Genomic DNA, 24012 nt, shown 5'->3' with positions numbered 1-24012 from the left:
ACGTACCGCATGACCGTCGAGACCATCACCCTGGCCCCGGAACCGGTGGCTGCCCGACGTGGCGTGCTCTACGTGATCACCTGCGGATCACCGCTCGCCCGGGATGTCGGGCAGTTGGTCGACCTGGCCCAGCGGGACGGATGGGAGGTCTGTGTGGTGAGCACCCCGGACGGGGCCAAGTTCATCGACGTGCCGGCACTGGTCCGGCAGACCGGCCACCCGGTCCGGACCACCTACAAGGCCCCCGGCGACCCGGACATGCTGCCGCCGGCCGACGCGATGATCGTGGTCCCGGCCACCGTCAACACGGTCAACAAGTGGGCGGTCGGCATCACCGACACCCTCGCCCTCGGACTGCTGGTCGAGGCGCAGGGCAGAGGGCTGCCGATCGTGGCGATGCCGTTCACCAACTCCGCCATGGCCAGCCACCCGGCGTTCCGGTCGAGCCTCGACCGGTTGCGGGAGTGGCAGGTCACCGTGCTCTTCGGCGACCATGTCCTGCCGCCGCCCGCGCCGGGTGCCGGTGAGCAGCACCTGCACCGTTTTCCCTGGCAGATTGGGGTGGAGGCGCTGCGGATCCGGTCGTCCGCAGTACCGCAGCCAGGGTGAACGGCGCCCGGCGGGTGAGTGCCCGGACCGGCGCGGCCACCCCCGGCCGGGTGGGCCTCGCGGCGCTCGCCGGCCGGTAAGCTGGGCCGCCGTGAGCACAACCGGATCGCAGCCGCCGACGGTGGCCGACGTCGTCGCCGTGCTGGAGCGACGCTACCCGCCGGCCTGGGCCGAGCAGTGGGACCGGGTCGGGCTGGTGGTGGGGGATCCCGCCACCCCGGTCCGCCGGATCGCCTGCGTGGTGGACTGCGTCCCGGAGACCGTCACCGAGGCGCGGGCCGCCGGGGCAGACCTGATCGTGGCGCACCACCCGCTGCTGCTGCGTGGTGTCTCCTCGGTCGCGGCCACCACGTACAAGGGGCGGATCGTGCACGACCTGATCCGTCACGACATGGCGCTCTACGTCGCGCACACCAACGCCGACGTGGCCGAACCGGGCGTCTCCGACGCGCTCGCCGCCCGGTTCGGCCTCACCGGGCTCCGTCCGCTGCACCCGGCCGCCCCCGGCAGCCCGGCCGCCGGGGGTGGCCGGGGCATCGGCCGGATCGGCCAACTCCCGCAGCCGATGACGCTGGCCGAGCTGACCGCGCACGCCGCCGCCGTCCTGCCCCCCACCGCCTGGGGGGTACGCTCCGCCGGTGAACCCGACCGGGTGATCCGCACCCTGGCCGTGAGTGGCGGAGCCGGTGACAGCTTCCTCGCCGAGGCGACCGCCGCCGGGGTGGACGCCTTCCTCACCGCCGACCTGCGCCACCATCCCGCCAGCGAGCACCTGGCCGCCGGTGGTCCGGCCCTGCTGGACGCCGCCCACTGGGCCACCGAGCGTCCGTGGCTGGACGACCTCGCCGGGTACCTGCGGGACACGGTGGGCATCGAGACCCTGGTGTCCGACCTGGACACCGACCCGTGGACGGTGCACGCCACCGCACCGGCACCCCCCGTGACAAGGAGCCCAGAGAAGTGAAGGCTGACCCGAAGGTCCAGCGCCGCCTGCTCGATCTCCAGGCGATCGACACCGCCCTCGCCCAGCTCGCCCACCGGCGCCGTACCCTGCCGGAGCGGGCCGAACTGGAGGCGCTGGCCCGGGAGCTGTCCGCCCTGGAGGACCAGCGGGTCCGGGCCCAGGTCGCGGTCGACGACCTCGACCGGGACATCGCCCGGCTGGAGAAGGACATCGACCAGGTACGGGTCCGCAAGGACCGGGACGAGGCCCGCCTCGCCGCCGGTACCGGCCCGGCCCGGGAGCTGGAGGCGCTCCAGCACGAACTCGTCTCGCTCAACCGGCGCCAGTCCGAGCTGGAGGACGCCGAGCTGGAGCTGATGGAGCAGCGGGAGACCGCGCAGGGCGTCCTCGACGGCATCGAGCAGCGGCTCGCCGAGGCGCGCGACAAGCGGGCCGCGGTCGAGCGGCGCCGGGACGAGAGCCTCGCCGAGATCGCCAAGGACGAGGAGTTCAAGAGCATCTCCCGGCAGCCCCTCGCCGCCGACCTGCCGGCTGACCTGATCGCCCTCTACGACAAGATCCGCGAGTCGTCCGGCGGGCTCGGCGCCGCGCTGCTGCGCGCCGGACGCTGCGGTGGTTGCCGGCTCGAACTCTCGGGCGCCGACCGGGCCCGGATCAGGGCCGCCGCGCCGGACGAGGTGGTCCGCTGCGAGGAGTGCCGCCGGATCATGATCCGGACCGACGAGTCCGGCCTGTGAGCACTGCCGGTCGCCAGGTCGTCATCGAGGCCGACGGCGGATCCCGGGGCAACCCGGGACCGGCCGGCTACGGGGCGGTGGTCCGCGACGCCGCCACCGGTGAGGTGCTCGCCGAGCGATCCGAGGCGATCGGGGTGGCCACCAACAACATCGCCGAGTACCGCGGGCTCATCGCCGGCCTGGAGGCCGCCGCCGAACTGGAGGCGGCCACCGTCGAGGCCCGGATGGACTCCAAGCTGGTGGTCGAGCAGATGTGCGGCCGGTGGCAGATCAAGCACCCCGGGCTGCGCCCGCTCGCCGCGCAGGCCGCCGCCCTGGTCCGCCGGTTCGAGTCGGTGACCTTCACCTGGATCCCCCGGGAACGCAACCGGCACGCCGACGCGTTGGCCAACGCCGCGATGGACCGGGCCGCCGGCCGCCCCGAGCGGCCGGCGCCGGTGACCGAGGAACCACGCGTCCCGGCGGCCCCTGACTCACCGGCCCGGGCCGAGGCCCGCGCGGCAGCCCGCGCCGCCGCGAACCGGGCCACGTCGGGCGCCGCCGCCGGCGGCCCGGCCGCCGTGACGACCATCCCGGGCACCGACCCGGCGACCGTACCGGCCTCCTGGGAGCCGCGCACCGGGGCCACCGCCACCCGGCTGATCCTCGTCCGGCACGGCGCGACCGAGCTGACCGCGCAACGCCGCTACTCCGGGCGCGGGGACGTGCCGCTCGCCGAGCGGGGGGCGACCCAGGCCCGGGCCGCCGCCGCCCGGGTGGCCGCGCTCGCCCCGACCGTCGCGGCCGTGGTCAGCTCACCGCTGTCCCGGTGCACGGCCACCGCCGAGCTGATCGCCGGGGCGCTCGGCGATCCGCCGGTCCGCACCGACGACGACCTGATCGAGTGCGACTTCGGCGACTGGGAGGGGCGGACCTTCGCCGACGTACGCGCCGAGTTCCCCGGGGAACTGGACGCGTGGCTCGCCTCGCCGACCGTCGCCCCACCCGGTGGCGAGTCCTTCGTCGAGGTGACCGCCCGGGTCCGGCGGGCCCGGCAGGCGTTGCTGTCCGGGTACCCGGGAGAGACCGTCGTGGTGGTCTCGCACGTCTCGCCGTTGAAGATCCTGCTCCGCGACGCGCTCGCCGCCGGTGACGCCTTCCTGCACCGGCTCTACCTCGACCCGGCCGGCATCTCGGTGCTGGACACCTGGCCGGACGGCGGGGTGGCGGTGCGGACCGTCAACGACACCGCCCACCTCTGAGGTGTAAGGAAGGGCCCCCGCTTAACGCTTTCGGTAGAGGAAGGGCCCCTTCTTAACAACCACCACAGGCGCGATGCCGGACCACGGCAGGTGCCCGATGGGTTGATCAAGGAGTGCCGTTCGGCGCAGGGTCCTGCCCGTTCGGCGCGTACGACAAACCGTGTGGCGTGACCCAGGTCACTGGATCGGTAGCCTCCGCCCGTCGTACACCTGAATCAACCCGGAGGTGTTGCACATGGCTGCCCCGGAACCGGACGCCGCCGCGCCACCCGCGGTCTCCCGCGCCCACGACAAGAGCCCGTGGAACTGGCTGCTATTCATCCCGATCGTGGTGCCGCTGATCCCGGCCCTGTTCAACGCCGACTCACCCCGGGTGGCCGGCTTCCCGCTCTTTTACTGGCTGCAACTGGCCTACATCCTGCTCGGGGTGGCCACCACCACGCTGGTGTACCAGATGACGAAGAAGCGGCGGTGAGTGGCGATGTGGCGGGACCATCTCACCGAGATCATCGTCTTCACCCTGCTCTTCCTGCTGGTCAGCGGGATGGGATTCGTGGCCGCCCGGTGGCGCGCCCCGAAGGACATGGCCCACCTCGACGAGTGGGGCCTGGGCGGGCGCAACTTCGGCGGCTGGATCACCTGGTTCCTGGTCGGCGGTGACCTCTACACCGCGTACACCTTCGTCGCGGTGCCCGCGCTGCTCTTCGGTGCCGGCGCGGCCGGGTTCTTCGCCGTGCCGTACACCATCGTCATCTACCCGCTGGTCTTCCTGGTGCTGGTCCGGCTCTGGTCGGTGTCGCACCGGCACGGCTTCGTCACCCCGGCCGACTTCGTCCGGAGCCGCTTCGACTCGCCGGTCCTCGCCCTGCTGATCGCGATCACCGGCATCGTCGCCACCATGCCGTACATCGCGCTGCAACTGGTCGGCATCGAGGCGGTCCTCAAGACCATGGGGGTGACCGGGGAGAGCACGCTGGCCCGGCACCTGCCCATCATCGTGGCGTTCGCCATCCTCGCCGCCTACACCTACCAGTCCGGACTGCGGGCACCCGCGCTGATCGCCTTCGTCAAGGACTCGCTGATCTACATCGTGATCCTGGTGGCGGTCTTCTACCTGCCGTACAAGCTCGGCGGCTGGGGCGCGATCTTCGACGCCGCCGACGCGAAGTTCCAGGCGTCACCGAACCCCAACGACGGGATCCTGCTCAACGCCAACAACCAACTCCAGTACGTCACCCTGGCGTTCGGTTCGGCGCTGGCGCTGTTCCTCTACCCGCACAGCATCACCGGCATCCTGGCCAGCCGGAACCGGGACGTCATCAAGCGGAACATGTCCGCGCTGCCCGCGTACAGCCTGCTGCTCGGGTTGATCGCACTGCTCGGGTACATGGCCATCGCGGCCGGGGTGAAACCGCTGCCCGGGTCCAAGCCCGGCTCGGTGGACAGCAACACCGTCGTGCCGATCCTGTTCGACCAGCAGTTCCCGAACTGGTTCGCCGGCGTCGCGTACGCCGCCATCGGCATCGGCGCCCTGGTACCGGCGGCGATCATGTCGATCGCGGCGGCGAACCTGTTCACCCGCAACATCTACAAGGAGTACCTGAAGCGGAACGCCACCCCGGCCCAGGAGGCCAACGTCTCGAAGATCACCTCACTGGTGGTGAAGGTCGGCGCGGTCGCCTGCATCGTCTTCCTCGACCCGCAGTTCTCCATCGACCTCCAGCTCATCGGCGGCGTGATCATCCTCCAGACGCTGCCGGCGGTCGCGCTCGGCCTCTACACCCGCTGGTTCCACCGCAGCGCCCTGATCGCCGGCTGGGTCGCCGGCATGGGGCTCGGCATGTGGATGCTCTACCAGATCCCCAACGCCGCCACCGGCCGCGCCCACTTCGGCGGCTCGGCCTTCCCGCTGCGCGACTTCGGTTTCGACACCGGTAGGACCATCTACGTCGGCATCGTCGCCGTACTGGTCAACCTGGTCGTCGCCGCGCTCGGCACGCTGGTCCTGCGTGCGGTCAGGGTGCCTGACGGCGGCGACGGCACCACCCCGGACGACTACTTCGCCGACGAGGGCGACCCCCGGGTCACCACCGTCGACCCCCGGGGTGGCCCCGTCGACCCCCGGGTCACCCCCGGTGGCGGCCGGGACGCCGACACCGCCCCCGAACCCGTCGTCTAGCGGCCAACAAGTGTTAGGAAGGGCCCCTTTACCTGCAAAAAGCGATAAGAAGGGGCCCTTCCTAACCGGTCAGGCCAGCGCACGGTAGAGCAGGATCAGCCCGATCGTCGTACCAAAGATCACGATCACGGCCCTGAGCACGGCGGACGGCAACCGGCGCGCCAACCGCGCGCCAAGGTAGCCACCGACCAGCGTGGCCGGCGCGATCACCGCCACCGCCGCCCAGTTCATCGGCCCGAACAGGCCGAAGACCACCACCGTGGTCAGCCCGACCACCGCCGACAGCACGTTCTTGATGGCACTCACCCGGGCCAGCGTCTCGTCCGTGACCAGGGCCAGGCCGGCCACCAGCATCACCCCGAGCGCCGCGCCGAAATACCCGCCGTAGACCGCGCCGACCGCGACCACCAACTGCACACTGAGGGTACGGCGACGCGGGCTCAGCTCCGTCGGATGCCCGACCAGGCGCCGCAACCGGTCCTGGAAGGCGAGCACAGCGGTGGCCCCGAGCACCAGGAACGGCACCACCAGCTCGAACGCCCGGGACGGGGTGGCCAGCAGCAGCACGCAGCCGGCGACCACGCCGACCGCCGCCGTCGGCACCAGCTTCGCCAGGGTACGACGGTCCGGCAGATCCTTCCGGCTGCCGGCGACACTGGCCAGGTACCCCGGACAGACCGCCACCGAGTTGCTCACGTTCGCCGACACCGGGGGCAGCCCGATTGCGATCAGCGCCGGAAAAGTGATCAGCGAGCCGCCGCCGGCCACCGCGTTGACGGTGCCGGCTGCGAGCCCGGCGCTGACCAGCAGCGCGGCGTCGGAGAGGTCCATGGTGAGCTGAGGCTAGTACGACCGCCGCAGCCCGGCACGGTGTGACCCGTCACCCTGGCCTGGCCGGCCCCGTCACCCTGGCCTGGTTGCGTCCCGTCACCCCGGCCTGGTTCCGTCCCGTCACCCCTGTCCTGCCCGGTCCGTCAGCCAGGCGGCGCCGGACCGGCCGGGGCGGCAGCGATGATCGCGTCGAGGATGTCCCGGGCGGTCTGAAGGTCCCGGATGGCGGTGCTCAACCGCTCCCGGTCGACCAGCAGGACCTCGGCCAGCTCCGGGCAGCCCGGCACCAGCGCCCCGTCGTCCTCGGCCATGCAGGGCAGCACCTCAGCGATGGTGGCGGTGTTCAACCCGGCCGCCAGGAGCGTACGGAGGTGCCGGACGCGCTGGATGTCGCCCGGCTGATACTCGCGGTAGCCGCTCGGCCGGCGCTCCGGCCGGAGTAGCCCTGGGTCTCGTAGTAGCGCAACGCCCGGCCCTGGACGCCATGGCACCCAGCCACTACCTCGGACCCGATCCGGGACTCGCCGGGCTGTGGGACCTGGCCCTGCTCGGCAGCGGGTCCGCCGCCCTGGCCGGTTTCCTGCACGGCGCCGCACTGCTCGACACGGCTGGGGTCAAACCGTCCGAATTCCTGCCGCCGGCCACCTGGTGGCTGCACGGCATGACCGCCTTCATGGCAGAGTTGGGGCGGGACATCGAGGCCGGAAACTACGCCAACGGGGTGTCACCGGTCACGCTGAACCAGGCAGCGGTCGACAATCTGGTACGAACCAGTCAGCTGCACGGTGTCGACGCCGAGGTACACAGCCCGCTGCGGGTCCTGCTCGACCGACGGGTCGCCGACGGCCACGGTACGGACAGCGTCGCCAGCCTCTTCGAACTCATCCGCCGGCAGCAGTCTCCGTCCCCGTCGTCCCCGTCCGTGTTCTCGGCCCTGGCCCCGGCGGGCGGGCCGGTTGCGGGCAGCGGTGGAGGGCGGCAATAACGCCGGGGGCCTGATCGTTACGATGATGGAGCGACGGACGAGTCGACCGGGCGGTCGCGTCGGCGGGCCGAGAGGCCCGTCGCCGAGGAACGTCCGGACTCCACAGGGCAGGGTGGTTGTTAACGGCAACCCGGGGCGACCCGCGGGACAGTGCCACAGAAAACAGACCGCCGGACCCATGTGGTCCGGTAAGGGTGAAACGGTGGGGTAAGAGCCCACCAGCATCCCGGGTGACCGGGATGGCTCGGTAAACCCCACCCGGAGCAAGGCCAAGAAAGGACCGTCACCGGCAACGATGACGGTCCGCGCAGACGTTCGAGGGCGGCCCGCCCGATGTCTGCGGGTAGGTCGCTGGAGTCTGCCGGCAACGGCAGACCGAGATGGATGGCCGCCACCGGCGCCGCCGGCAACGGTGCGCGCCGGGACAGAATCCGGCGTACAGGTCGACTCGTCCGTCGCCCACCAGCTCAGAGCCTCGATCAAGGTTCTGAGCTGGTTTGTTATCTGGTGCCGTTGGTTGACCTTGGTCATCGTTGGGTGGCGTTTGGCGGCCCGGTGACGGCCCAGACAGCCCAGGAACTTTTGACTCCCCGATCAGTGGAACTCGTCTACGGTGGCCTAGGGTCTGTCTCGCGGACCATGGTTGTGGATCGTTCGAGCGGTCGTGGCGCGTGGTGATCTGAGCAGTGATGAGTGGGCGGTGTTGGCGCCGTTGCTGCCCAAGCTGGGTCTTCGGGGTGGTCGGTGGCGTGATCACCGGCAGGTGATCAACCGGAAGCGCCGAGGATCACGCGGCGGTCGGCCTCCGAAGTTCGACCCGGACGCATACCGCCGCCGTAACCAGATCGAGCGCGGCTTCAATCGGCGCAAACACTGGCGCGGCGTGGCCCATCCGCTATGACAAGCTCGCCGCGCACTACCAAGCCACCCTCGACCTCGTCGAAACCCTCAACTGGCTACGCGCTGTCCCCGACCGTCAAGATCCGCGAGACAGAACCTAGGGGTGTGGCTAGATCGGGAAGCGGCCGCGGCGCCAGTGCCAGTGGCGGCCGGCCTTCAGGTGGTCGACGATCGCGCGCTGGAGCACGGTGCGGCGCGGCAGCTGGTCGAGCGGCGTGGTCAGGGTGCGGAACACGAACCGCAGCGCCTCGACGTCGGCGTCCAACCCTTCCGGCTCCTCGTAGGGCTCCAGCTCGAACCTCCGCTGGAACCGGACGATGTTGGAGTCCCGGGGCAGGTACTCCAGCAGCTGCGGGTCGAGCAGCCACGAGCCGCAGGAGAACGCCGTGTAGCGCTCGTCGGGAAAGTGGCGCGGGAAGAATACGCGGGCCTCGTCGAGCGACGCCGCGACCGCCTCCGGGGTCATCGGCCCAGACTCGGGGATGTGCAGGTCGATGGCGGTGCCGCCGCGCTGGTGCTGCAGCCGGCCCAGCTCGTAGATGCCGCCGCGCGCGTGCAGCGTCAGCCAGCTCTGCATGACCGGCCAGCCCTCGCGGTGCATTCGCCGGTCGATCGCGAGGTTGCGGCCCAGGTCCGCGAGGGTCACCCACGACACGGCATCGGCGATGCCGTGGTCGCGGTGGTACTCCGTGACGACGTCGACCAGGGCCAGGTACGCGTACACGTAGAGATGCCGCCAGGCGGGGCCCCGTTCGCGCGGCAGCGCCGGACCGGGCGACAGCCAGCCGTGGCCCCCGAGATCGGCGCGGACCAGGGCGATCGAGCGGTCGAGCAGCCAGCGCAGCTCCGGAGTCCACAGCGGAGAGTCGGGGTCGGGCCAGCCCGCCATGATCTCGGCGGCGTCGTCCGGCCGCACCGCGAGCCGGTCGAGGATCGCGGGCGCATCGGCCTTGGCGGGCAGCGGAGCCGACGGCCGGTCGCCGGCGAGCCGGTGCATGCGGTCGACGTCCTCGACGGGTACCCCGAGCCGGGCGGCGGTGTCGTCCAGATCCACGCGGACGACCCTACCGGCCGGTCGGCGTCTTCTACGGCCCGTACCGACCTGATGCCTGACTTGGGGGCAGATTGGGCTGGTGGTCGCGGTCGTGACTGATGGCGCTCTGGTCACTGGTTTGTTGCTTGCCGACAGAGTTTCTGCTCCAGGGGCTATCGCCAAAGGTATCTGGTTGGCATGCTTGTACACTTTGAAACACAGCGTCACGGTGTCATGAAGAGCCTGAATAGAATAGGTGCCGGGGCAATCCGAGCCCTTTCCGGGGCCCAGAATCCTGACAACCTCCACGAGGTAATCCCAATCGCTGGGAAACCAGTTCAGAGCGCAGCTCAAGCCGTCCAGAAGGAACACCTTCTCTATCTTGCCGCTTCCCGCGCCCTTGAAGCACTGGCCGGTACGGAACTGGCGATCGATGCACAGGAGAATTTCGCGAGGGCCGCTCCAGTTTCTCCATTGGGTGCTACCACCGCCGGCGCCTGGGCACGTGCCGTGTTCGCCCAGCACCTGGGTGACCCGGTAGTACGCCTCGGGAGATTTGCAGGGTACGACTCCCGGCTTCTCGTCGGTGTCCGGTCCGTCGTCGGCGAACGCGTCCAGGTCGCCGGTCAGGCAGTTTCCCTTCTTCATCGCTGCGAAGGCCAGGTAGACCGGATCCGGGCCGGATTTGGTGGTCGCCGGTGTTGTCGGGCTGGGTTGAGGACTCGCGGTCGCACTGGGACTGAGGTGAGCCGCAGCACCGGGTTGTTCCTGTTTCCCCGACGCGTTGACGATCACAACGGTGAGCAGTATGCCGACGAGCACAACACTTGCGCTGGCCAGGGCATAGACCGTTGTCCGCTGGGGAGGTGCGGGAGGTCGGGTGCCGTCCCCGTGTCCGGTGGCCACGTCCAGGCCGCTGGATACGACCTTCCCGGACTGCTCGACCTTCCCGGGCTGTTCGACCTCTGCGGACTGTTCGACCGTCGTCGTTCGCTGAAGGCCGCTGGGGTACTCGCCGTCAACGATTGCCGTACCAGGGCCGCTGGTGCTCGCCCGTAACCCGCCGCCACCCGGCGTGGTCTGACTCTGGCGCCAGGTCAGCCAGCCCAGTACGAGTCCTCCTCCGCTCAACACCACAGAGGCGAACACGCCGACCAGGGACACCCACTTCTCTGCCCGGTCCAGACCCTGCCCGGCCAGCGTCATTACCAGGACCACCACGAATCCAACCAGCCCGCCGCCGAGCAGCGTGACCACTGTGACCACCTTCAGCAGTCGCCCCATCGACACATCATCGCCGATGTGCACCATCTGGGGTGGGGCGGTCGACAGCGATATGGATCACGGAGCAGGTGCACTATCCAGGGGCGATCCGCTTCTTGTCCGCAATCTGGTCGCGTGCATTGTCGCGGGGGTTGCAGATCCCGACGGCGACGCAATTTCCGGGAAGTTGTGCCCTCGGCAGCGCAGGACACACCAACTTCCCGGAAATTGCGCCGCTGCCGCTGCCGCTGCCGCTGCCGCTGCCGCTGCCGCCGCGCCGCCGTCGTCGCGCCCGGCCGCGACTGGCCGCCGCCCGTGACCGGATCAGCGGGGGAGCGCCGTGCGGCCCCCGGGATGCCCGTCGGGCAGGGCACAGCATCCACCGCCGCCGGGCAGTCGGGCGTCGCACCAGATCCGGGTACGCAGGAACCGCCGGTCTGCTCGGACAGTGTGGTCTCGCCGAAGTCGATGAACTCGACGTGGCCGAGCGAGGCGCGGAGCGCGGTGGCCAGCTCAACTGTGGCGGACCGTTCGGTGATGGTGGCGGGTAGGTGGCTGATCCAGCGTGCTCGACTCACCAGTGGCCTCCGTTGGGGGAGGACCCTCAGGCGAGCTTTACCGTCTCCGGCAAGTGGCCGCCCGGCCACAAGCCGCCCGCCACGAAGGCTCTTGCGGTTCTGCACGAGGTGGGTAGCCAGTCAACCGCCCGCCAGGCGATCACGATCCTGCTCCGAGCTTGTGTGTCCAGTACGAGGTTCGACGCAGGTGATCCGCTCGGCGATGCTGACCCTCCGCGCCGAAGGGCTGATCGAGGGCCACCAGGGTCGCGACGTCTACGTCCGTCCTCAGGACAACGCCCGGTGGTGGGCGGAACCGCTCGGGCCGGAGCGGTGATCCGATGTTCGGGTGGCCCTGCCTGCCGCCGCCGGTAATCGTCGTGCGTGGCATGGATCCGCAATGTTGAAGTAGTGGGTCGAATGCGTGGTCGCCCATTCTGGTGAGCAATATTGTGCTTAAGCCAGTTGGAAGGGCCGTGATGACACATCCCCGAGTTCTTGGTGTGGTCCAGACCCAGTCGCCATCCGTCCCGCCTGGTGCGGACGCCCCGACGACTTCGATCTTCGTGAATGGCTATTTCCCTCGGCGACGCTGGCTGGTCGCGCTGCTGGGCATTCTGGGAGGATTTCTGCTGACGGTCGTCTGGTCGGCGGAGTTCGTTGACCGGACCATCGGGGACAACGTGGCAAACTCACTGCTGGGCCATGACGCGAAGGAGACACCGATCGCCGGTATCGCCGCCGGCGTCGCCTTCGCCTTCGTTTCCGGCGTCGCCGGGACGTTCACCGCCTGCAACGTGGCCGTCTTCGGCGCGGTGGCGCCGATGCTCGGCGGTACGGGCGGCCGGTGGTCCAGGGTCGGGCAGGTCCTGAAGCCGTTGGGCTGGCTGTCGGTGGGCATGCTCGCGGTCTCCGCCACGTACGGTGCCGTCGTCGGCATCGTCGGTACGCGCATGCCGCAGTTCTCCACGGCTCCGACCGGTGCCGGGCTGTCTCCGCGCAGCATTCAGTCCATGGTGGTCTTCGGCCTGATCGGGCTCGTGATGTGTTACCTCGGGTTGGCGGCGCTCGGTATCGTGCGTGACCCGTTCGCCGGGCTCGCCCGCCGCTTCCCGAACGCGCCGATGGTGTTCATGGGGGCCCTGATCGGTGGTTTTCTGATCGGCCGGCCGTTCGCGTTGTTCCGGCAGATGTTCCGTGACGCGGCGGAGAGCGGCAACCCGTTGTACGGCGCCGCAGCCTTCAGCCTCCAGTCACTGGGCAACATCGTCATCATGGCCGTGCTCTTCCTGGTGATGGCCTTCTTCCTCGGTGGCCGGCTGCACCGCTGGATGGCGGCGAACCCGCGACGGCTGACGGTCGTCACGGCGGTGGCACTGCTTGTCGCCGGCGCCTTCACCTTCCTCTACTGGGATGTGCGCCTGCTCGCCCGTCGGGAGATCATCCCGTGGTACCCGATTGCGCCGTGGGGCTGACCGCCCTGTTGACCAGGCCGTACCGGGGCCGCGTACGGACACCCCACCTCACCCCGGACGAGGCGGGCGCCGTGGTCGACTTGCACCTCGACCAGTTGTTCGCCGGCCCGTAGGCGTGGTTCGTCGGCCCGCTGGGCGGGGTTACGGACTGCCGGTGAGCGGCCCGCACGGCTCGCCCGGTGCGGCGAACCAGGTGTCGCCGTGCGCCACCAGCCCCTGCGCGATGACGAGTCGGGCGTGCCCGTCCAGCGGTGGCAGCCGGTCCGGGGTGAACCACCCGACAGCGGTCGACTCGTCGTCGTTGACCCGGGCCGTACCGCCCACCAGGCGGCACCGGAAGCCCAGGTTCAGGAAGACGCACCGGTCGCCGTTGGGGTAGCGGTGCGGATGGTTGGTCACGCAGCACAGCCGTTCCGGCTCGACGTGCAGACCGGTCTCCTCGCGTACCTCCCGGACCACCGCCGTGGCCGGCTGCTCGTCCGGCTCGACGATGCCGCTGATCACCGACCACCGGCCGTCGTCGGCCCGCCGGCCGAGCAGCACCTCACCCGCGTCGTTGTGCACCAGGGCACTGACGCTGGGCAGCCAGAGCAGGTCGTGGCCGATGTGCTTGCGCATCCGCAGGACGTAGTCGGGAGTGCCCATCCGTCGACCCTACGGCCTTCGGTGGACGGGTCCGGAGTGCGGGCGGCACCCGGGGCGGGAGGTGCCGGTCGGACTGCCGGCGCGCGGGCAGCCAGGACGAGGGGTCACGGTTCGGCGGGCGGGCAGGGTGTCTCGCGTACCGCCGAATTGGGGCTGGCCGGGACAGTCTGTTGGTAACAGGCCACCGCCGTGCTCTGCTGGTACCCGAAGAGGGTGGTCCCGGTCTTTACCACCCGGACCTCGAACAGCAGCCGCACCCCGTCCCGGTCGGGCTCGATCCGGATCACCCGTACCCCGCCGGTCCGCTCCACCGCCTCCCGGAGCCGGGCCGGCGCGACGGTCGAGGTGGCTCCCGGCGCCCGGGCCGCCGTGGCCAGCAGGTCGGACCGTACGAGGTGGGCCTTGCGGTCCACCTCCCGTCGGGCCCGGTCGTCGAGTTGCTGTTGGGACCGGTCGCGCAGCGCCGGCACGGTGACCGCCCCGGCGAGGGCGAGCACCGCCCCGACCAGCGCACCGCCGACGAGTACGCCGAGCAGTCGGCGTGCGGTGGAACCCCCGTACTCCATGCCCCGGATTCTGCGGGACCGACCGGTGTCCGGGAGGCTCATCGCGTCGACGGTGCCAGTTTCGACATGCTGTTCACTTATTTGGTCTGAATTTTGCGGTTTCTGCCGATACCGCCGTGAGCGTCTCTACAGTGGATGACACGTCGACATCCCGCGCGAACCGGTGGCGCCTGTCCGGTTCGCGGTGCACAGTGATCACATGAGCGACAGCGGAAGCGGTACCCGGTACTACTGGTGCGTCCGACACCAGCGGGTGGAGACCGACGCGGACGTGTGCCCGGCCAAGCACGTTCTCGGCCCGTACGCCTCGGCGTCCGACGCCGAGCATGCGCTGCAACGGGTGCAGGAGCGCAACGAAGCGTGGGAGGCGGAGGACGCCCGCTGGGCCGGGGAGGAGAGCTAGACCGGCGGTCTCGGCCCGGGTCGGACACTCCGTGCTCTCCGTGACGAGACATCCGAGAGCATGTCCCCAAGGAGGGAACCGAGATGGCCGAAGCACAGCAGGCCACTGCCCGGCCGGCCACCAACCGGACCACCGCCCGGAAGACCGCCGCGGTGAGCAGGAGTGCCGGAGCCAGCCGGACCAACCCGGCGCGCAAGGCCGCAGCGGCCGGCGCGACCGCGCGCAGGGGCGTGGCGCGGACGGCGCCCGCCGGCAAGGCGACCACCGGTCGGGCCACCGCGACCGGTCCCGCGCGGAAGACCGCCGGCACGACGAAGGCGACCGGTACGACGAAGGCGACGACCGCCAAGAAGACCGGCACGACGAGGGCGACCGGCACGACGAGGGCGACGACCGCGAAGGCCGCCACCGCGAGGAAGACGGTGACCGCGAAGAAGGCCGCCACCGCGAGGAATAAAGCCACGACCGCGAAGAAGGCCACCACCGCGAAGAAGGCGACGGCCGCGAAGGCCACGACCGCGAAGAAGGCCGTGACGGCGAAGGCCACGACCGCCCGGAAGGCGGCCGGCACGAAGACGGCGGTGACCGCGAAGAAGGCGGCCACGGCGAGGACCGGCGCCGCGAAGCGTACCCCTGTGAAGCGGACCACCACCCCGGCGAAGGCGGCCACCGCGGCGCGGCCGACCACGGCGGCGGCCGTCGCGAAGGCCATCGCGGGCAAGGCCACGTCGGCGGGCCAACGGAACATCGTCGCCCGGAAGCCCGCCACGGCGAAGAAGACCGTGGCGCCGAAGAAGACGACCGCGCCGAAGAAGACGACCGCGGCGAAGCGCACCTCGGCCGCCAAGACGGTGGCGAAGCGTTCCATCGCCGCCCCGCAGACCGTGGCCAAGCGGGCGCCGGCCCGGAAGACCGCCGCCAGCCCGGCGGTACCGGCGAAGAAGGCCACCGCCCGCAAGACCACCACGACCCGGCCGACCGTGGCCCGCAAGACGGCGACCAGCGCGCCGGCCCGTAGGGCGACGGCCGCCGCGTCGAGCGTGGCGCGCAAGGCCACCTCCACCGCGTCGGGTGCGGCCCGTAAGGCGACCACCGCCCTGCCCCGCCGGGCCGCCGGAACGGCGAAACAGACCACCGCGACGCGTACCGCCCGGGTGCATTCCGGCGCTCGTAAGGCCACCGCCCGGAAGACTGCGGGCTGACTGACCTGACCGGTACCCGATGGCCACCGGAAACGGCACGTCACGGGCCGGTCCTGGCACCCGTCGGCAGGAGGCGGATCCGGGTGCCCGCTGCTAAGAATGATCCGTGGTCATCCGACGTGTACTCGCCCCCCGCATCGACTTCACCGCGCTGCGGCGGGAACTGGACCTGCCCGGTGGATTCCCGGTCGAGGCGCTCCGGGAGGCGGACGAGGCGGTGGCGGCGGGTCCGGGACCGTCGACCGACCGGACGGACGTACCCTTCGTCACCCTCGACCCGGCCACCTCGCGGGACCTGGACCAGGCGATGTGCCTGACCCGGCGGCCCGGTGGTGGCTACCGGGTCCGGTACGCCATCGCCGACGTCAGCTCCTTCGTCCGCCCGGGTGGGGCACTGGAGGCGGAGACCTGGCGTCGGGGACAGACCATCTACCTGCCCGACGGCAAGGTGCCGCTGCACCCGGAGACGCTGAGCGAGGGCGCGGCCAGCCTGCTGCCCGACGTCGAGCGGCCCGCCGTGGTCTGGACCATCGACCTGGACGTGGACGGCGCGCCCGGGACGGTACGGCTGGAGCGGGCCCTGGTCCGCAGCCGCGCCAAGCTCGACTATGCCACCGCCCAGGCCGACGCGGAGGCCGGACGGCTACCCGAGCCGATCGCGCTGCTGCCCGAGATCGGCACCCTGCTGACCGTCCGGGGACTGGACCGGGGAGCGATCAACCTGCCCCTGCCCGAGCAGGACGTCGAACCTGACGGCGACGGCTGGCGGCTGGTGCTTCGGCCGCCGGTGCCGATGGAGGACCACAACGCGCAGATATCGCTGCTCACCGGCATGGTCGCCGCGCAGCTCATGGTTGCCGGCGGGGTGGGTCTGCTCAGGACGATGCCCGCGCCGCGCCCGGAGGCGGTGCAGCGGCTGCGGACCGCCGCCGTCCCGCTCGGCGTGGACTGGCCGGCGGAGATGAGTGTCGGACGGCTGATCGCCGGGCTGGACCCGGCCCGTCTCCGGAACGCGGCCTTCCTCGACCAGGCCGCCGAGCTGATGCGCGGGGCGGGCTACACCGCGTTCGACGGCACGCTGCCGGAGGACCCGGGCCACGGCGGCGTCGGTGGCGCGTACGCGCACGTCACGGCACCGCTGCGCCGGCTCGCCGACCGGTACGCCACCGAGGTGTGTCTCGCCCTGCACGCCGGTACGCCGGTCCCGGACTGGGCGCGTACCGCGCTGCCGAAGCTGCCGGGGGTGATGGCGACCACCGACCGGGTCGCCTCGGCCGCTACCCGGGGCGCCATCGAACTGGCCGAGGCGGTGCTGCTCGCCCACCGGGTCGGGGAGACCTTCGACGCGGCGGTGGTCGACGTGGACAGCCCGGCGGACGGCCGGTCCCGTCGCCTGCCTGGCGGGGCGGTGGCGCTCGACGACCCGCCGGTACGGGCCCGCTGTGACGGCGAGCTGCCACTCGGCGAGCGGATCCGGGTCCGCCTGGTGACGGCCGACCCGGCCACCCGGAAGGTGCGCTTCGAGCGGGCCTGACCCGGGTGCCGGCTGTGCTCCGCGCAGGGCCTGACCCGGGTGCCGGCTGTGCTCCCGCAGGGCTGGCCCGTGCTGTGTACGCGCCTGACCTGCGTGCCGGCGGGAATTTGTCACAGCGGCCGGTACTGCTGCCGGCCGCCGGAGTTTGCGAGGATGGCTGCCATGGCTTACGACGCGAGCACGCTGCCCGACGTGTCCGGGCTGACCGTCGGCATTATCGGTGGCACCGGTGACCAGGGGCGAGGGCTCGCCTACCGGTTCGCCCGGTCCGGGCAGCGGGTGCTGATCGGTTCGCGGTCGGCGGAGCGCGCCGAGCAGGCCGCCCGGGAGATCGCCGCACTCGACGGGGTGCCGGCCGACGCCTGGGTCTCCGGCGGTGACAACGCCGAGGTCGCGTACGGCTCCGACATCGTGATCATCGCGGTGCCGTGGGACGGGCACGGGGCCACCGTCGCCGCGCTCGCCGAGCCGCTGAGCGGCAAGATCGTCATCGACTGCGTCAACCCGTTGGGCTTCGACAAGCAGGGGCCGTACGCCCTGACCGTGGCCGAGGGCAGCGCGGTGCAGCAGGCGGCGGCCCTGCTGCCCGCCTCCCGGGTCTGTGCGGCGTTCAACCACGTCAGTGCGCCCCTGCTGGCCGATCCGGCCGTCGACCGGATCGACCTGGACGTGCTGATCTGCGCCGAGGACCGGGAGCTGGTGGGTGTGGTGGCGGCGCTGGCGGCGCGGATTCCCGGGATGCGTGGCATCTACGCCGGCCGGCTGCGTAACGCCCACCAGATCGAGGCGTTCACCGCCAACCTGATCGCGATCAACAAGCGGTACAAGGCCCACGCCGGCATCCGGGTCACTGACCTCTGATCGACCGGCCCGTCGCCGGCTCACCCCGTCGCCGGCTCACCCCGTCGATCATGGAGTTGTGGTGGGGGACAAGGTGGTAAAAACACCCCCGAACCGGGTACCACAACTCCATGATCGGCAAGCGGTGAGGGCTCAGAAGGTGTGCTCGGCGGCCGGGAACTCGCCGCCGCGTACCTCGTCGGCGAACCGCCGGGTGGCCTCGGCCAGCACCCCGGCCAGGTCGGCGTACCGCTTCACGAAGCGCGGCACCTGACCGGTACGCAGCCCGGCCATGTCCTGCCAGACCAGCACCTGGCCGTCTGCGTCCGGACCGGCGCCGATGCCGATCGTCGGGATCGGCAGCTCGTGGGTGATCCGCTTGGCCACCTCGCCCGGCACCATCTCCAGCACCACCGCGAACGCCCCCGCCTCGGTCACCGCCCGGGCGTCGGCGAGTACGTCCTCGGCTGCGTCACCACGCCCCTGCACCAGGTAGCCGCCGATGGCGTGCTCGCTCTGCGGGGTGAAACCGATGTGCGCCATCACCGGGATACCGGCCGCCGCGATCGCCGCGATCTGCGCGGCGCACCGTCGGCCGCCCTCCAGCTTGACCGCGTGGCAGCCGCCCTCCTTCATGAACCGCACGGCGGTGCGTACCGCCTGCACCGGCCCCTCCTCGTACGAGCCGAACGGCAGGTCGCCCACGATCAGACTGTGCTGGGTGGCCCGGACCACCGCGCGGACCAGCGGCAGCAGCTCGTCGACGGTCACCGGCAGGGTGGTCTCGTGCCCGAACACGTTGTTGGCCGCCGAGTCCCCGACCAGCAGCACCGGGATGCGCGCCTGGTCGAAGATCGACGCGCTGTACTGGTCGTACGCGGTCAGCATGGGCCACCGCTCGCCCCGCTGCTTGGCGGCGATCAGGTCGCGGGTGCGTACCCGTCGAGTGGCCGGACCACCGTAGAGCGTGGGCACCTCGCCGGGCGCGTCGGCGGGCACCTTGCCAGGCGCGTCGGCGGGCACCTTGCCAGGCGCGTCGGCGGTGCCGGATGTCGGTTTTGTCCCTGACTCGGACATGGTTGCTCCTCTCACCTCAAGGCCGCCCTCGCGGTCCCCGGGTTACCCGCATCGTCGCACCGGTCCGACCGGCCACGGCAGTGCGCAGTGGAGGATTTCACTCTCCGGTGGCCGTCCCGATCTCAACCGTGTTCGCGCCACCGGTTGGTGATCGGCAGTCGCCGGTCCCGACCGAACGCCTTCATCGAGATCTTCATACCCGGAGCGGACTGCCGACGCTTGTACTCGGCGGTGTCCACCATGCGTAGCACCCGGTCGAGCACGGCCGGGTCGTGACCGGCCTCGACCAGCCCCTGCCGGCCCAGGTCGGTGTCGACGTACGCCATCAGGATCGGGTCCAGCACCGAGTAGTCGGGCAGGGTGTCGCTGTCCAGTTGGCCCGGGCTCAGCTCGGCGCTCGGCGGCTTGCCGATCGAGCTCTCCGGGATCGGCGGCGTCTCGCCCCGGCTGGCCGCGTCGGCGTTGCGCCACCGGGCCAGCTTCCAGACCAGCGTCTTCCAGACGTCCTTGAGGGGGTTGAACCCACCGACGGAGTCGCCGTAGAGGGTGGAGTACCCCACCGCCAGTTCGCTCTTGTTGCCGGTGGTCAGTACCAGGTGGCCCTCCTGGTTCGACAGCGCCATCAGGATCACCCCCCGGACCCGGGCCTGGAGGTTCTCCACCGTCACGCCGGAGAGCGACATGTTGGCCAGGAAGGTGTCCACCATCGGCTGGATCGGCTCGATCCGGTAGTCCAGCCCGGTCCGCATGGCCAGTTCCGCCGCGTCCGACCGGGAATGCTCCGACGAGTGCTGGCTCGGCATGGAGACCCCGACCACCTGGTCCGCGCCGAGCGCGTCGACCGCGATCGCGGCCACCACCGCCGAGTCGATGCCGCCGGAGAGCCCGAGCACCACCGACGGGAAACGGTTCTTCCGGACGTAGTCGCGCAGGCCGAGCACCAGCGCCTGCCAGACCTCCGCCTCGTCGGCGACCGGCTCGATGATCCCGCCGATTGTCGGCGGCCCGGCCGGTGCGGGCTGCGCGTCGGTGCGGTGGGTACGCACCACCCGCAGGTGGTCGGCGTGCTGCTCCAGCAACTCCCCGGCCGCCCCGGCGGGTTCGCTGGTCACCGCGCCGCCCCCGGCCGGCTCGGGCAGCGCCACGTCGTGCAGCAGCAAATGTTCGACGAACTGCGGCGCCCGGGCCAGCAGGGTGCCGTCCGCCGCGACGATCATCGAGTCCCCGTCGAAGACCAGTTCGTCCTGGCCGCCGACCATGTTGACGTACGCGATGGTCGCCCCGGCCTCGGCGGCCCGGCGCCGGACCAGCGGCAGCCGGATGTCGTCCTTGTTCAGCTCGTACGGCGAGCCGTTGATGTTGACCACCAGGCCGACCCCGGCCTGCCGGGCGACCGCGAACGGGCCACCGGCCTGCCACAGGTCCTCGCAGATGGTCAGCGCCACGTCCACCCCGCCGAGCCGGACCACGGTCAGCGTGTCCCCCGGGACGAAGTAGCGGTCCTCGTCGAAGACGCCGTAGTTGGGCAGGTGGTGCTTGAAGTAGGTGGCCACCACCGCGCCGGAGTGCAGCAGCGCGGCGGCGTTGCGCGGACCCCGCCCCGGCTCGGCGTCCGCGCTGATCGCGGGCGGGCCGTCGGCGTCCAGGTAGCCGACCACCACCGGCAGGTCGCCGAGGCCGTCGGCGGCCAGGTCGGCGGCGAGCCGGTGCAGCGCCTCCCGGGAGGCGGCGGTGAAGGACTGCCGGAAGACCAGATCCTCGACCGGGTACCCGGTCAGCATCATCTCGGGGAAGGCGAGCAGGTGCGCACCGGCGGCGGCGGCGTCGCGGGCCACCCGCCGGACGATCTCCGCGTTGCCGGTGAGGTCACCGACGGTCGGGTTGACCTGGGCGAGGGCGAGGCGCAGGGTCGGCATGCCCCCCATCTTGCCCGGTCCGTCGGCCCGGTACGCCCGCGCCCCGCAGCGTTGCGACCGCTGCCACCCGGTGACCACCACGTGGTGGACTGCCGCCGTCGCCGGGGTGTCCGGGGCAGTATGTTGGGGCGGAGGGCCCGGGAGGTGCGTGCATCACCCCCAGGTCATCGACCGTCATCGGATTCTCGTAACGTCTGCGTAACGAGGTCGGTGGAGACTGGGCGGCCAGGCGCGCGCCGGCTCTGCCGGAGGCCGGCAAGAAGTCGCAAGGGGTGGAAGTGGACCGTCAGCAGGAGTTCGTGCTCCGCACGCTGGAAGAGCGTGACATCCGTTTCGTCCGGCTGTGGTTCACCGACGTGCTCGGCACGCTGAAGAGCGTCTCGGTGGCCCCAGCCGAACTGGAGGCGGCCTTCGAGGAAGGTATCGGCTTCGACGGCTCCGCCATCGAGGGCTTCGCCCGGGTCTTCGAGTCCGACATGGTCGCCATGCCCGACCCGACCACCTTCCAGGTCTTCCCCTTCGAGGGCGGGGTCAGCGGCGAGAGCGCCCGGATGTTCTGCGACATCCTGCTGCCCGACGGCAGCCCGTCCTGGGCCGACCCCCGGCACGTGCTGCGCCGGGCCCTGTCCCGGGCGGCGGAGAAGGGCTTCACCTTCTACACCCACCCGGAGATCGAGTTCTTCCTGCTGGAGAACGGCGGCGCCGACGGCTCGGTGCCGGTCCCGGTGGACACCGGCGGCTACTTCGAGCACACCACCCACGCCGTGGCCCGCGACTTCCGCCGCCAGGCCGTGCTGGCGCTGGAGCGGATCGGCATCTCGGTCGAGTTCAGCCACCACGAGGTCGCCCCCGGCCAGCAGGAGATCGACCTGCGCTACGCCGACGCGCTGGCCACCGCCGACAACATCATGACCTTCCGGCACGTGGTCAAGGAGGTCGCGCTCTCCACCGGGGTACGCGCCACCTTCATGCCCAAGCCCTTCACCGACCAGCCCGGCAGCGGCATGCACACCCACCTCTCCCTCTTCGAGGGCGAGCGGAACGCCTTCCACGACCCCAGCGACCCGATGAAGCTCTCCAAGGTCGCCCGGGCGTTCATCGCCGGTCTGCTGGTGCACGCCCGGGAGTACACCGCGGTCACCAACCAGTGGGTCAACTCCTACAAGCGGCTCTTCCCGCTCACCCTGCCGGACCGGATCACCGAGAGCCCGGCGTACGTCTGCTGGGGGCACCTCAACCGGTCCGCCCTGGTCCGGGTGCCGGCGTACGGCAAGCCCAACTCGGCCCGGGTCGAGGTCCGCTCGCCCGACTCGGCTGCCAACCCGTACCTGGCCTTCGCGGTGATGCTCGGTGCCGGGCTCAAGGGCATCGAGGAGGGCTACGAGCTGCCGCCGGGCGCCGAGGACGACGTCTGGTCGCTGTCCAACGCCGAGCGCCGGGCCATGGGGTACGAATCCCTGCCGGAGAACCTCGCCGAGGCGATCGACGTGATGGCCGGCAGCGAGCTGGTCGCCGAGGTGCTCGGTGAGCACGTCTTCGACTTCTTCCTGCGCAACAAGCGCGCCGAGTGGGAGCAGTACCGGCGTGAGGTCACCCCGTACGAGCGGCAGCGTTACCTCTCCCTCTGAACCGCCTTCCCGCCGACACCCCGGGGCACGGCTGACCCGTCGGACATCCCGATCAGGACAATCGGTGGGTCAGCCAGACCGGGGTGGGCACGCTATCGTCTCGACCACGTGACCGGCATCCGCGCCGGGCGTACCCCTATGGGAGGCAGTCGGTGCTGGAGGATCTGCTCACGGGAGCCTGGCAGAGCATCGTTTTCGGTGTGGTCGGGGTGGCCCTGATGGCGGCCGGCTTCGTCCTGGTCGACGTGCTGACCCCGGGGCGGTTGCGGGAGCTGATCTGGGTCCGCCGCAACGGCAACGCCGCGCTGCTGCTCGCCGCCAACCAGCTCGGCATCGCCGGCATCGTCTTTACCGCCATCCTCACCAGCTACACGTCGTTCAGCAAGGGGCTGGCCTCCACGGTCGTCTTCGGGCTGATCGGCCTGGTCATCATGGCGCTCGCCTTCTTCGTGCTCGACCTGCTCACCCCGGGCAAGCTCGGCGAGATCATCTGCTCCGACGAGCCGCACCCGGCGGCCCGGGTCAGCGCCGCCACCCACTTCGGCGCCGCCCTGATCGTCTGCGCCTGCATCGCCTGACCGGCGGTCCGGGGCAGCCGCCCCGCAGCGCAGGCCGGGGGCGGGATCAGCCGGCGCGGCCGGCCCGGCCGGGCGTCGTACCCGGGGGATAGTCTCCGGCCGTGAACCGCACCGACCGCCTCTACGCCATCGTCGAGGAGTTGCGTGCGGTCACCCCACGCCCGCGCAGTGCCCGCTGGCTCGCTGGCCGGTTCGAGGTGAGCACCCGCACCATCGAGCGGGACATCAGCGCCCTCCAGCAGTCCGGGGTGCCGATCTGGGCCGAGCCGGGGCGGGCCGGTGGGTACGTGCTCGACGCCGCCCGTACCCTGCCGCCGGTCAACGTCACCCCGGCCGAGGCGGTGGCCATGGCGGTGGCCCTGCACCGGCTCGCCGGCACCCCGTTCGCCGGGCCGGCCGGCACCGCGCTGCGCAAACTGCTCGCTGTGCTGCCCCCGGCCGCCGCCGCCCAGGCACACGACCTCGCCCGTCGGGTGCACCTGGTCGGGCCGGGGCCGGCCACGCCCGTCCCGGCCCTCGTCGCCGACGCGCTGACCGCCCGCCGGGTGCTGCGCCTGCGGTACGCCGACCGGGGCGGTACCGCCTCCGTGCGGGACGTCGAGCCGCTCGGCTTCCTCGGCAACCCCACCCACTGGTACCTGGTGGCCTGGTGCCGGCTGCGGGACGGGCTGCGCGCCTTCCGCACCGACCGGATCTCCTCGGTGACCGCGCTGGCCGAGGTCGCCCCGCCCCGCGAGCTGGGCCCCGGTGACCTGGACATTCCGCACGAGCAACTCCGCCGGGTCAGCCTGGTCTGACCCGGGCTGCGGCGAGTCGCACCCGGTCTGACCCGCGTCGCGGCGGTCGCCC

General features: G+C 71.3%; 24 protein-coding genes, 1 other RNA gene and 2 pseudogenes. 18 read left to right on the top strand and 9 right to left on the bottom strand.

From position 1 onward, the window contains the following. Window positions 1-9: 9 nt before the first annotated feature. From V6U90_RS01000 to mctP, 6 genes are all read left to right on the top strand, one after another. On the top strand, window positions 10-609 hold the full coding sequence (locus V6U90_RS01000) for a flavoprotein (RefSeq protein WP_334430579.1): 600 nt from the start codon (window positions 10-12) through the stop codon (window positions 607-609). 91 nt (window positions 610-700) lie between these two features. Then, entirely contained in the window at window positions 701-1573 is an 873-nt protein-coding gene (locus V6U90_RS00995; protein WP_334430578.1) for a Nif3-like dinuclear metal center hexameric protein, read from the top strand. Continuing rightward, window positions 1570-2310, top strand: coding sequence for a zinc ribbon domain-containing protein (locus tag V6U90_RS00990; RefSeq protein WP_334430577.1), 741 nt, complete (start codon window positions 1570-1572; stop codon window positions 2308-2310). The genes V6U90_RS00995 and V6U90_RS00990 overlap by 4 nt, the downstream gene beginning before the upstream one ends. Next, window positions 2307-3551 carry a bifunctional RNase H/acid phosphatase gene (locus V6U90_RS00985; RefSeq protein ID WP_334430576.1) on the top strand — a complete coding sequence of 415 codons (1245 nt, stop codon included), beginning with the start codon at window positions 2307-2309 and terminating at the stop codon, window positions 3549-3551. Before V6U90_RS00990 ends, V6U90_RS00985 begins: the two co-directional genes overlap by 4 nt. A 235-nt stretch (window positions 3552-3786) precedes the next feature. After that, entirely contained in the window at window positions 3787-4026 is a 240-nt protein-coding gene (locus tag V6U90_RS00980; protein ID WP_334430575.1) for a DUF3311 domain-containing protein, read from the top strand. Between the two features lie 6 nt (window positions 4027-4032). Then, window positions 4033-5730: a monocarboxylate uptake permease MctP gene (gene mctP / locus V6U90_RS00975; RefSeq protein WP_334430862.1), complete on the top strand. Its 1698-nt coding sequence runs from the start codon at window positions 4033-4035 to the stop codon at window positions 5728-5730. Window positions 5731-5799: 69 nt separating this feature from the next. Here the strand turns inward: mctP and V6U90_RS00970 are convergent, their stop codons facing one another. The 3 genes and pseudogenes from V6U90_RS00970 to V6U90_RS33880 form a co-directional block, all read right to left on the bottom strand. After that, on the bottom strand, window positions 5800-6561 hold the full coding sequence (locus V6U90_RS00970) for a sulfite exporter TauE/SafE family protein (protein WP_334430574.1): 762 nt from the start codon (window positions 6559-6561) through the stop codon (window positions 5800-5802). A gap of 143 nt (window positions 6562-6704) precedes the next feature. Next, window positions 6705-6908, bottom strand: coding sequence for a hypothetical protein (locus tag V6U90_RS00965; RefSeq protein WP_334430573.1), 204 nt, complete (start codon window positions 6906-6908; stop codon window positions 6705-6707). A gap of 30 nt (window positions 6909-6938) precedes the next feature. Further along, window positions 6939-7052 (bottom strand): annotated as a pseudogene (locus V6U90_RS33880) (hypothetical protein); the annotation flags it as partial. On the opposite strand from V6U90_RS33880, the gene V6U90_RS00960 reads away from it, so the two are divergent. After that, complete coding sequence (locus tag V6U90_RS00960; RefSeq protein ID WP_334430572.1) at window positions 7046-7546, top strand: imine reductase family protein; 501 nt, start codon at window positions 7046-7048, stop codon at window positions 7544-7546. The pseudogene V6U90_RS33880 and the gene V6U90_RS00960 sit on opposite strands and share 7 nt — an antisense overlap. Window positions 7547-7584: 38 nt before the next feature. Further along, window positions 7585-8001, top strand: an RNA gene (gene rnpB / locus V6U90_RS00955) — RNase P RNA component class A. A 554-nt stretch (window positions 8002-8555) separates the two neighbouring features. Here the strand turns inward: rnpB and V6U90_RS00945 are convergent. Together V6U90_RS00945 and V6U90_RS00940 are read right to left on the bottom strand one after the other, a co-directional pair. Next, on the bottom strand, window positions 8556-9500 hold the full coding sequence (locus tag V6U90_RS00945) for an acyltransferase domain-containing protein (protein ID WP_334430861.1): 945 nt from the start codon (window positions 9498-9500) through the stop codon (window positions 8556-8558). A 1566-nt stretch (window positions 9501-11066) separates the two neighbouring features. Then, a pseudogene (locus V6U90_RS00940) lies at window positions 11067-11320 on the bottom strand (hypothetical protein). 187 nt (window positions 11321-11507) lie between these two features. Between V6U90_RS00940 and V6U90_RS00935 the strand changes: the two are divergent. The 3 genes from V6U90_RS00935 to V6U90_RS00925 all read left to right on the top strand — a co-directional run bounded on the left by V6U90_RS00935 (window position 11508) and on the right by V6U90_RS00925 (window position 12887). Next, window positions 11508-11636 (top strand): hypothetical protein, encoded by a 129-nt coding sequence (locus V6U90_RS00935; RefSeq protein ID WP_334430571.1) that lies wholly within the window; start codon window positions 11508-11510, stop codon window positions 11634-11636. A gap of 229 nt (window positions 11637-11865) precedes the next feature. Beyond that, window positions 11866-12774, top strand: a complete 909-nt coding sequence (locus tag V6U90_RS00930) for a hypothetical protein (RefSeq protein WP_334430570.1) — start codon at window positions 11866-11868, stop codon at window positions 12772-12774. Beyond that, window positions 12765-12887, top strand: a complete 123-nt coding sequence (locus V6U90_RS00925; protein WP_334430569.1) for a hypothetical protein — start codon at window positions 12765-12767, stop codon at window positions 12885-12887. Before V6U90_RS00930 ends, V6U90_RS00925 begins: the two co-directional genes overlap by 10 nt. A gap of 28 nt (window positions 12888-12915) precedes the next feature. On the opposite strand, the gene V6U90_RS00920 is transcribed toward V6U90_RS00925, so the two are convergent. Further along, on the bottom strand, window positions 12916-13419 hold the full coding sequence (locus tag V6U90_RS00920; RefSeq protein WP_334430568.1) for an NUDIX hydrolase: 504 nt from the start codon (window positions 13417-13419) through the stop codon (window positions 12916-12918). Between the two features lie 104 nt (window positions 13420-13523). Next, a complete protein-coding gene (locus V6U90_RS00915) occupies window positions 13524-13985 on the bottom strand; it encodes a hypothetical protein (RefSeq protein WP_334430567.1) in 462 nt (153 codons plus the stop codon). 199 nt (window positions 13986-14184) lie between these two features. Here V6U90_RS00915 and V6U90_RS00910 point away from each other — a divergent pair, with 199 nt between their 5' ends. The 4 genes from V6U90_RS00910 to npdG all read left to right on the top strand — a co-directional run bounded on the left by V6U90_RS00910 (window position 14185) and on the right by npdG (window position 17985). Then, window positions 14185-14388 carry a hypothetical protein gene (locus tag V6U90_RS00910; RefSeq protein ID WP_334430566.1) on the top strand — a complete coding sequence of 68 codons (204 nt, stop codon included), beginning with the start codon at window positions 14185-14187 and terminating at the stop codon, window positions 14386-14388. Between the two features lie 83 nt (window positions 14389-14471). Beyond that, a complete protein-coding gene (locus V6U90_RS00905) occupies window positions 14472-15590 on the top strand; it encodes a hypothetical protein (RefSeq protein ID WP_334430565.1) in 1119 nt (372 codons plus the stop codon). Window positions 15591-15696: 106 nt separating this feature from the next. Next, window positions 15697-17124, top strand: a complete 1428-nt coding sequence (locus tag V6U90_RS00900; protein WP_334430563.1) for an RNB domain-containing ribonuclease — start codon at window positions 15697-15699, stop codon at window positions 17122-17124. Between the two features lie 162 nt (window positions 17125-17286). Continuing rightward, window positions 17287-17985, top strand: coding sequence for an NADPH-dependent F420 reductase (npdG, locus tag V6U90_RS00895; protein ID WP_334430561.1), 699 nt, complete (start codon window positions 17287-17289; stop codon window positions 17983-17985). A 132-nt stretch (window positions 17986-18117) separates the two neighbouring features. Here the strand turns inward: npdG and panB are convergent, their stop codons facing one another. Continuing rightward, window positions 18118-19041: a 3-methyl-2-oxobutanoate hydroxymethyltransferase gene (panB, locus tag V6U90_RS00890; RefSeq protein WP_442933495.1), complete on the bottom strand. Its 924-nt coding sequence runs from the start codon at window positions 19039-19041 to the stop codon at window positions 18118-18120. 122 nt (window positions 19042-19163) lie between these two features. Continuing rightward, complete coding sequence (locus V6U90_RS00885) at window positions 19164-20957, bottom strand: NAD+ synthase (protein WP_334430559.1); 1794 nt, start codon at window positions 20955-20957, stop codon at window positions 19164-19166. 278 nt (window positions 20958-21235) lie between these two features. On the opposite strand from V6U90_RS00885, the gene glnA reads away from it, so the two are divergent. The 3 genes from glnA (at window position 21236) to V6U90_RS00870 (ending at window position 23960) form a co-directional block, all read left to right on the top strand. Beyond that, complete coding sequence (glnA, locus tag V6U90_RS00880; RefSeq protein WP_334430557.1) at window positions 21236-22585, top strand: type I glutamate--ammonia ligase; 1350 nt, start codon at window positions 21236-21238, stop codon at window positions 22583-22585. A 152-nt stretch (window positions 22586-22737) separates the two neighbouring features. Next, window positions 22738-23163: a DUF350 domain-containing protein gene (locus V6U90_RS00875; protein ID WP_334430555.1), complete on the top strand. Its 426-nt coding sequence runs from the start codon at window positions 22738-22740 to the stop codon at window positions 23161-23163. Between the two features lie 101 nt (window positions 23164-23264). Then, window positions 23265-23960 (top strand): helix-turn-helix transcriptional regulator, encoded by a 696-nt coding sequence (locus V6U90_RS00870; protein WP_334430553.1) that lies wholly within the window; start codon window positions 23265-23267, stop codon window positions 23958-23960. Window positions 23961-24012: the final 52 nt, after the last annotated feature.

The sequence above is a fragment of the Micromonospora sp. CPCC 206060 genome, from assembly GCF_036906895.1.
GTDB lineage: Bacteria > Actinomycetota > Actinomycetes > Mycobacteriales > Micromonosporaceae > Micromonospora.
This window is presented reverse-complemented; position numbering and strand designations above follow the sequence as displayed.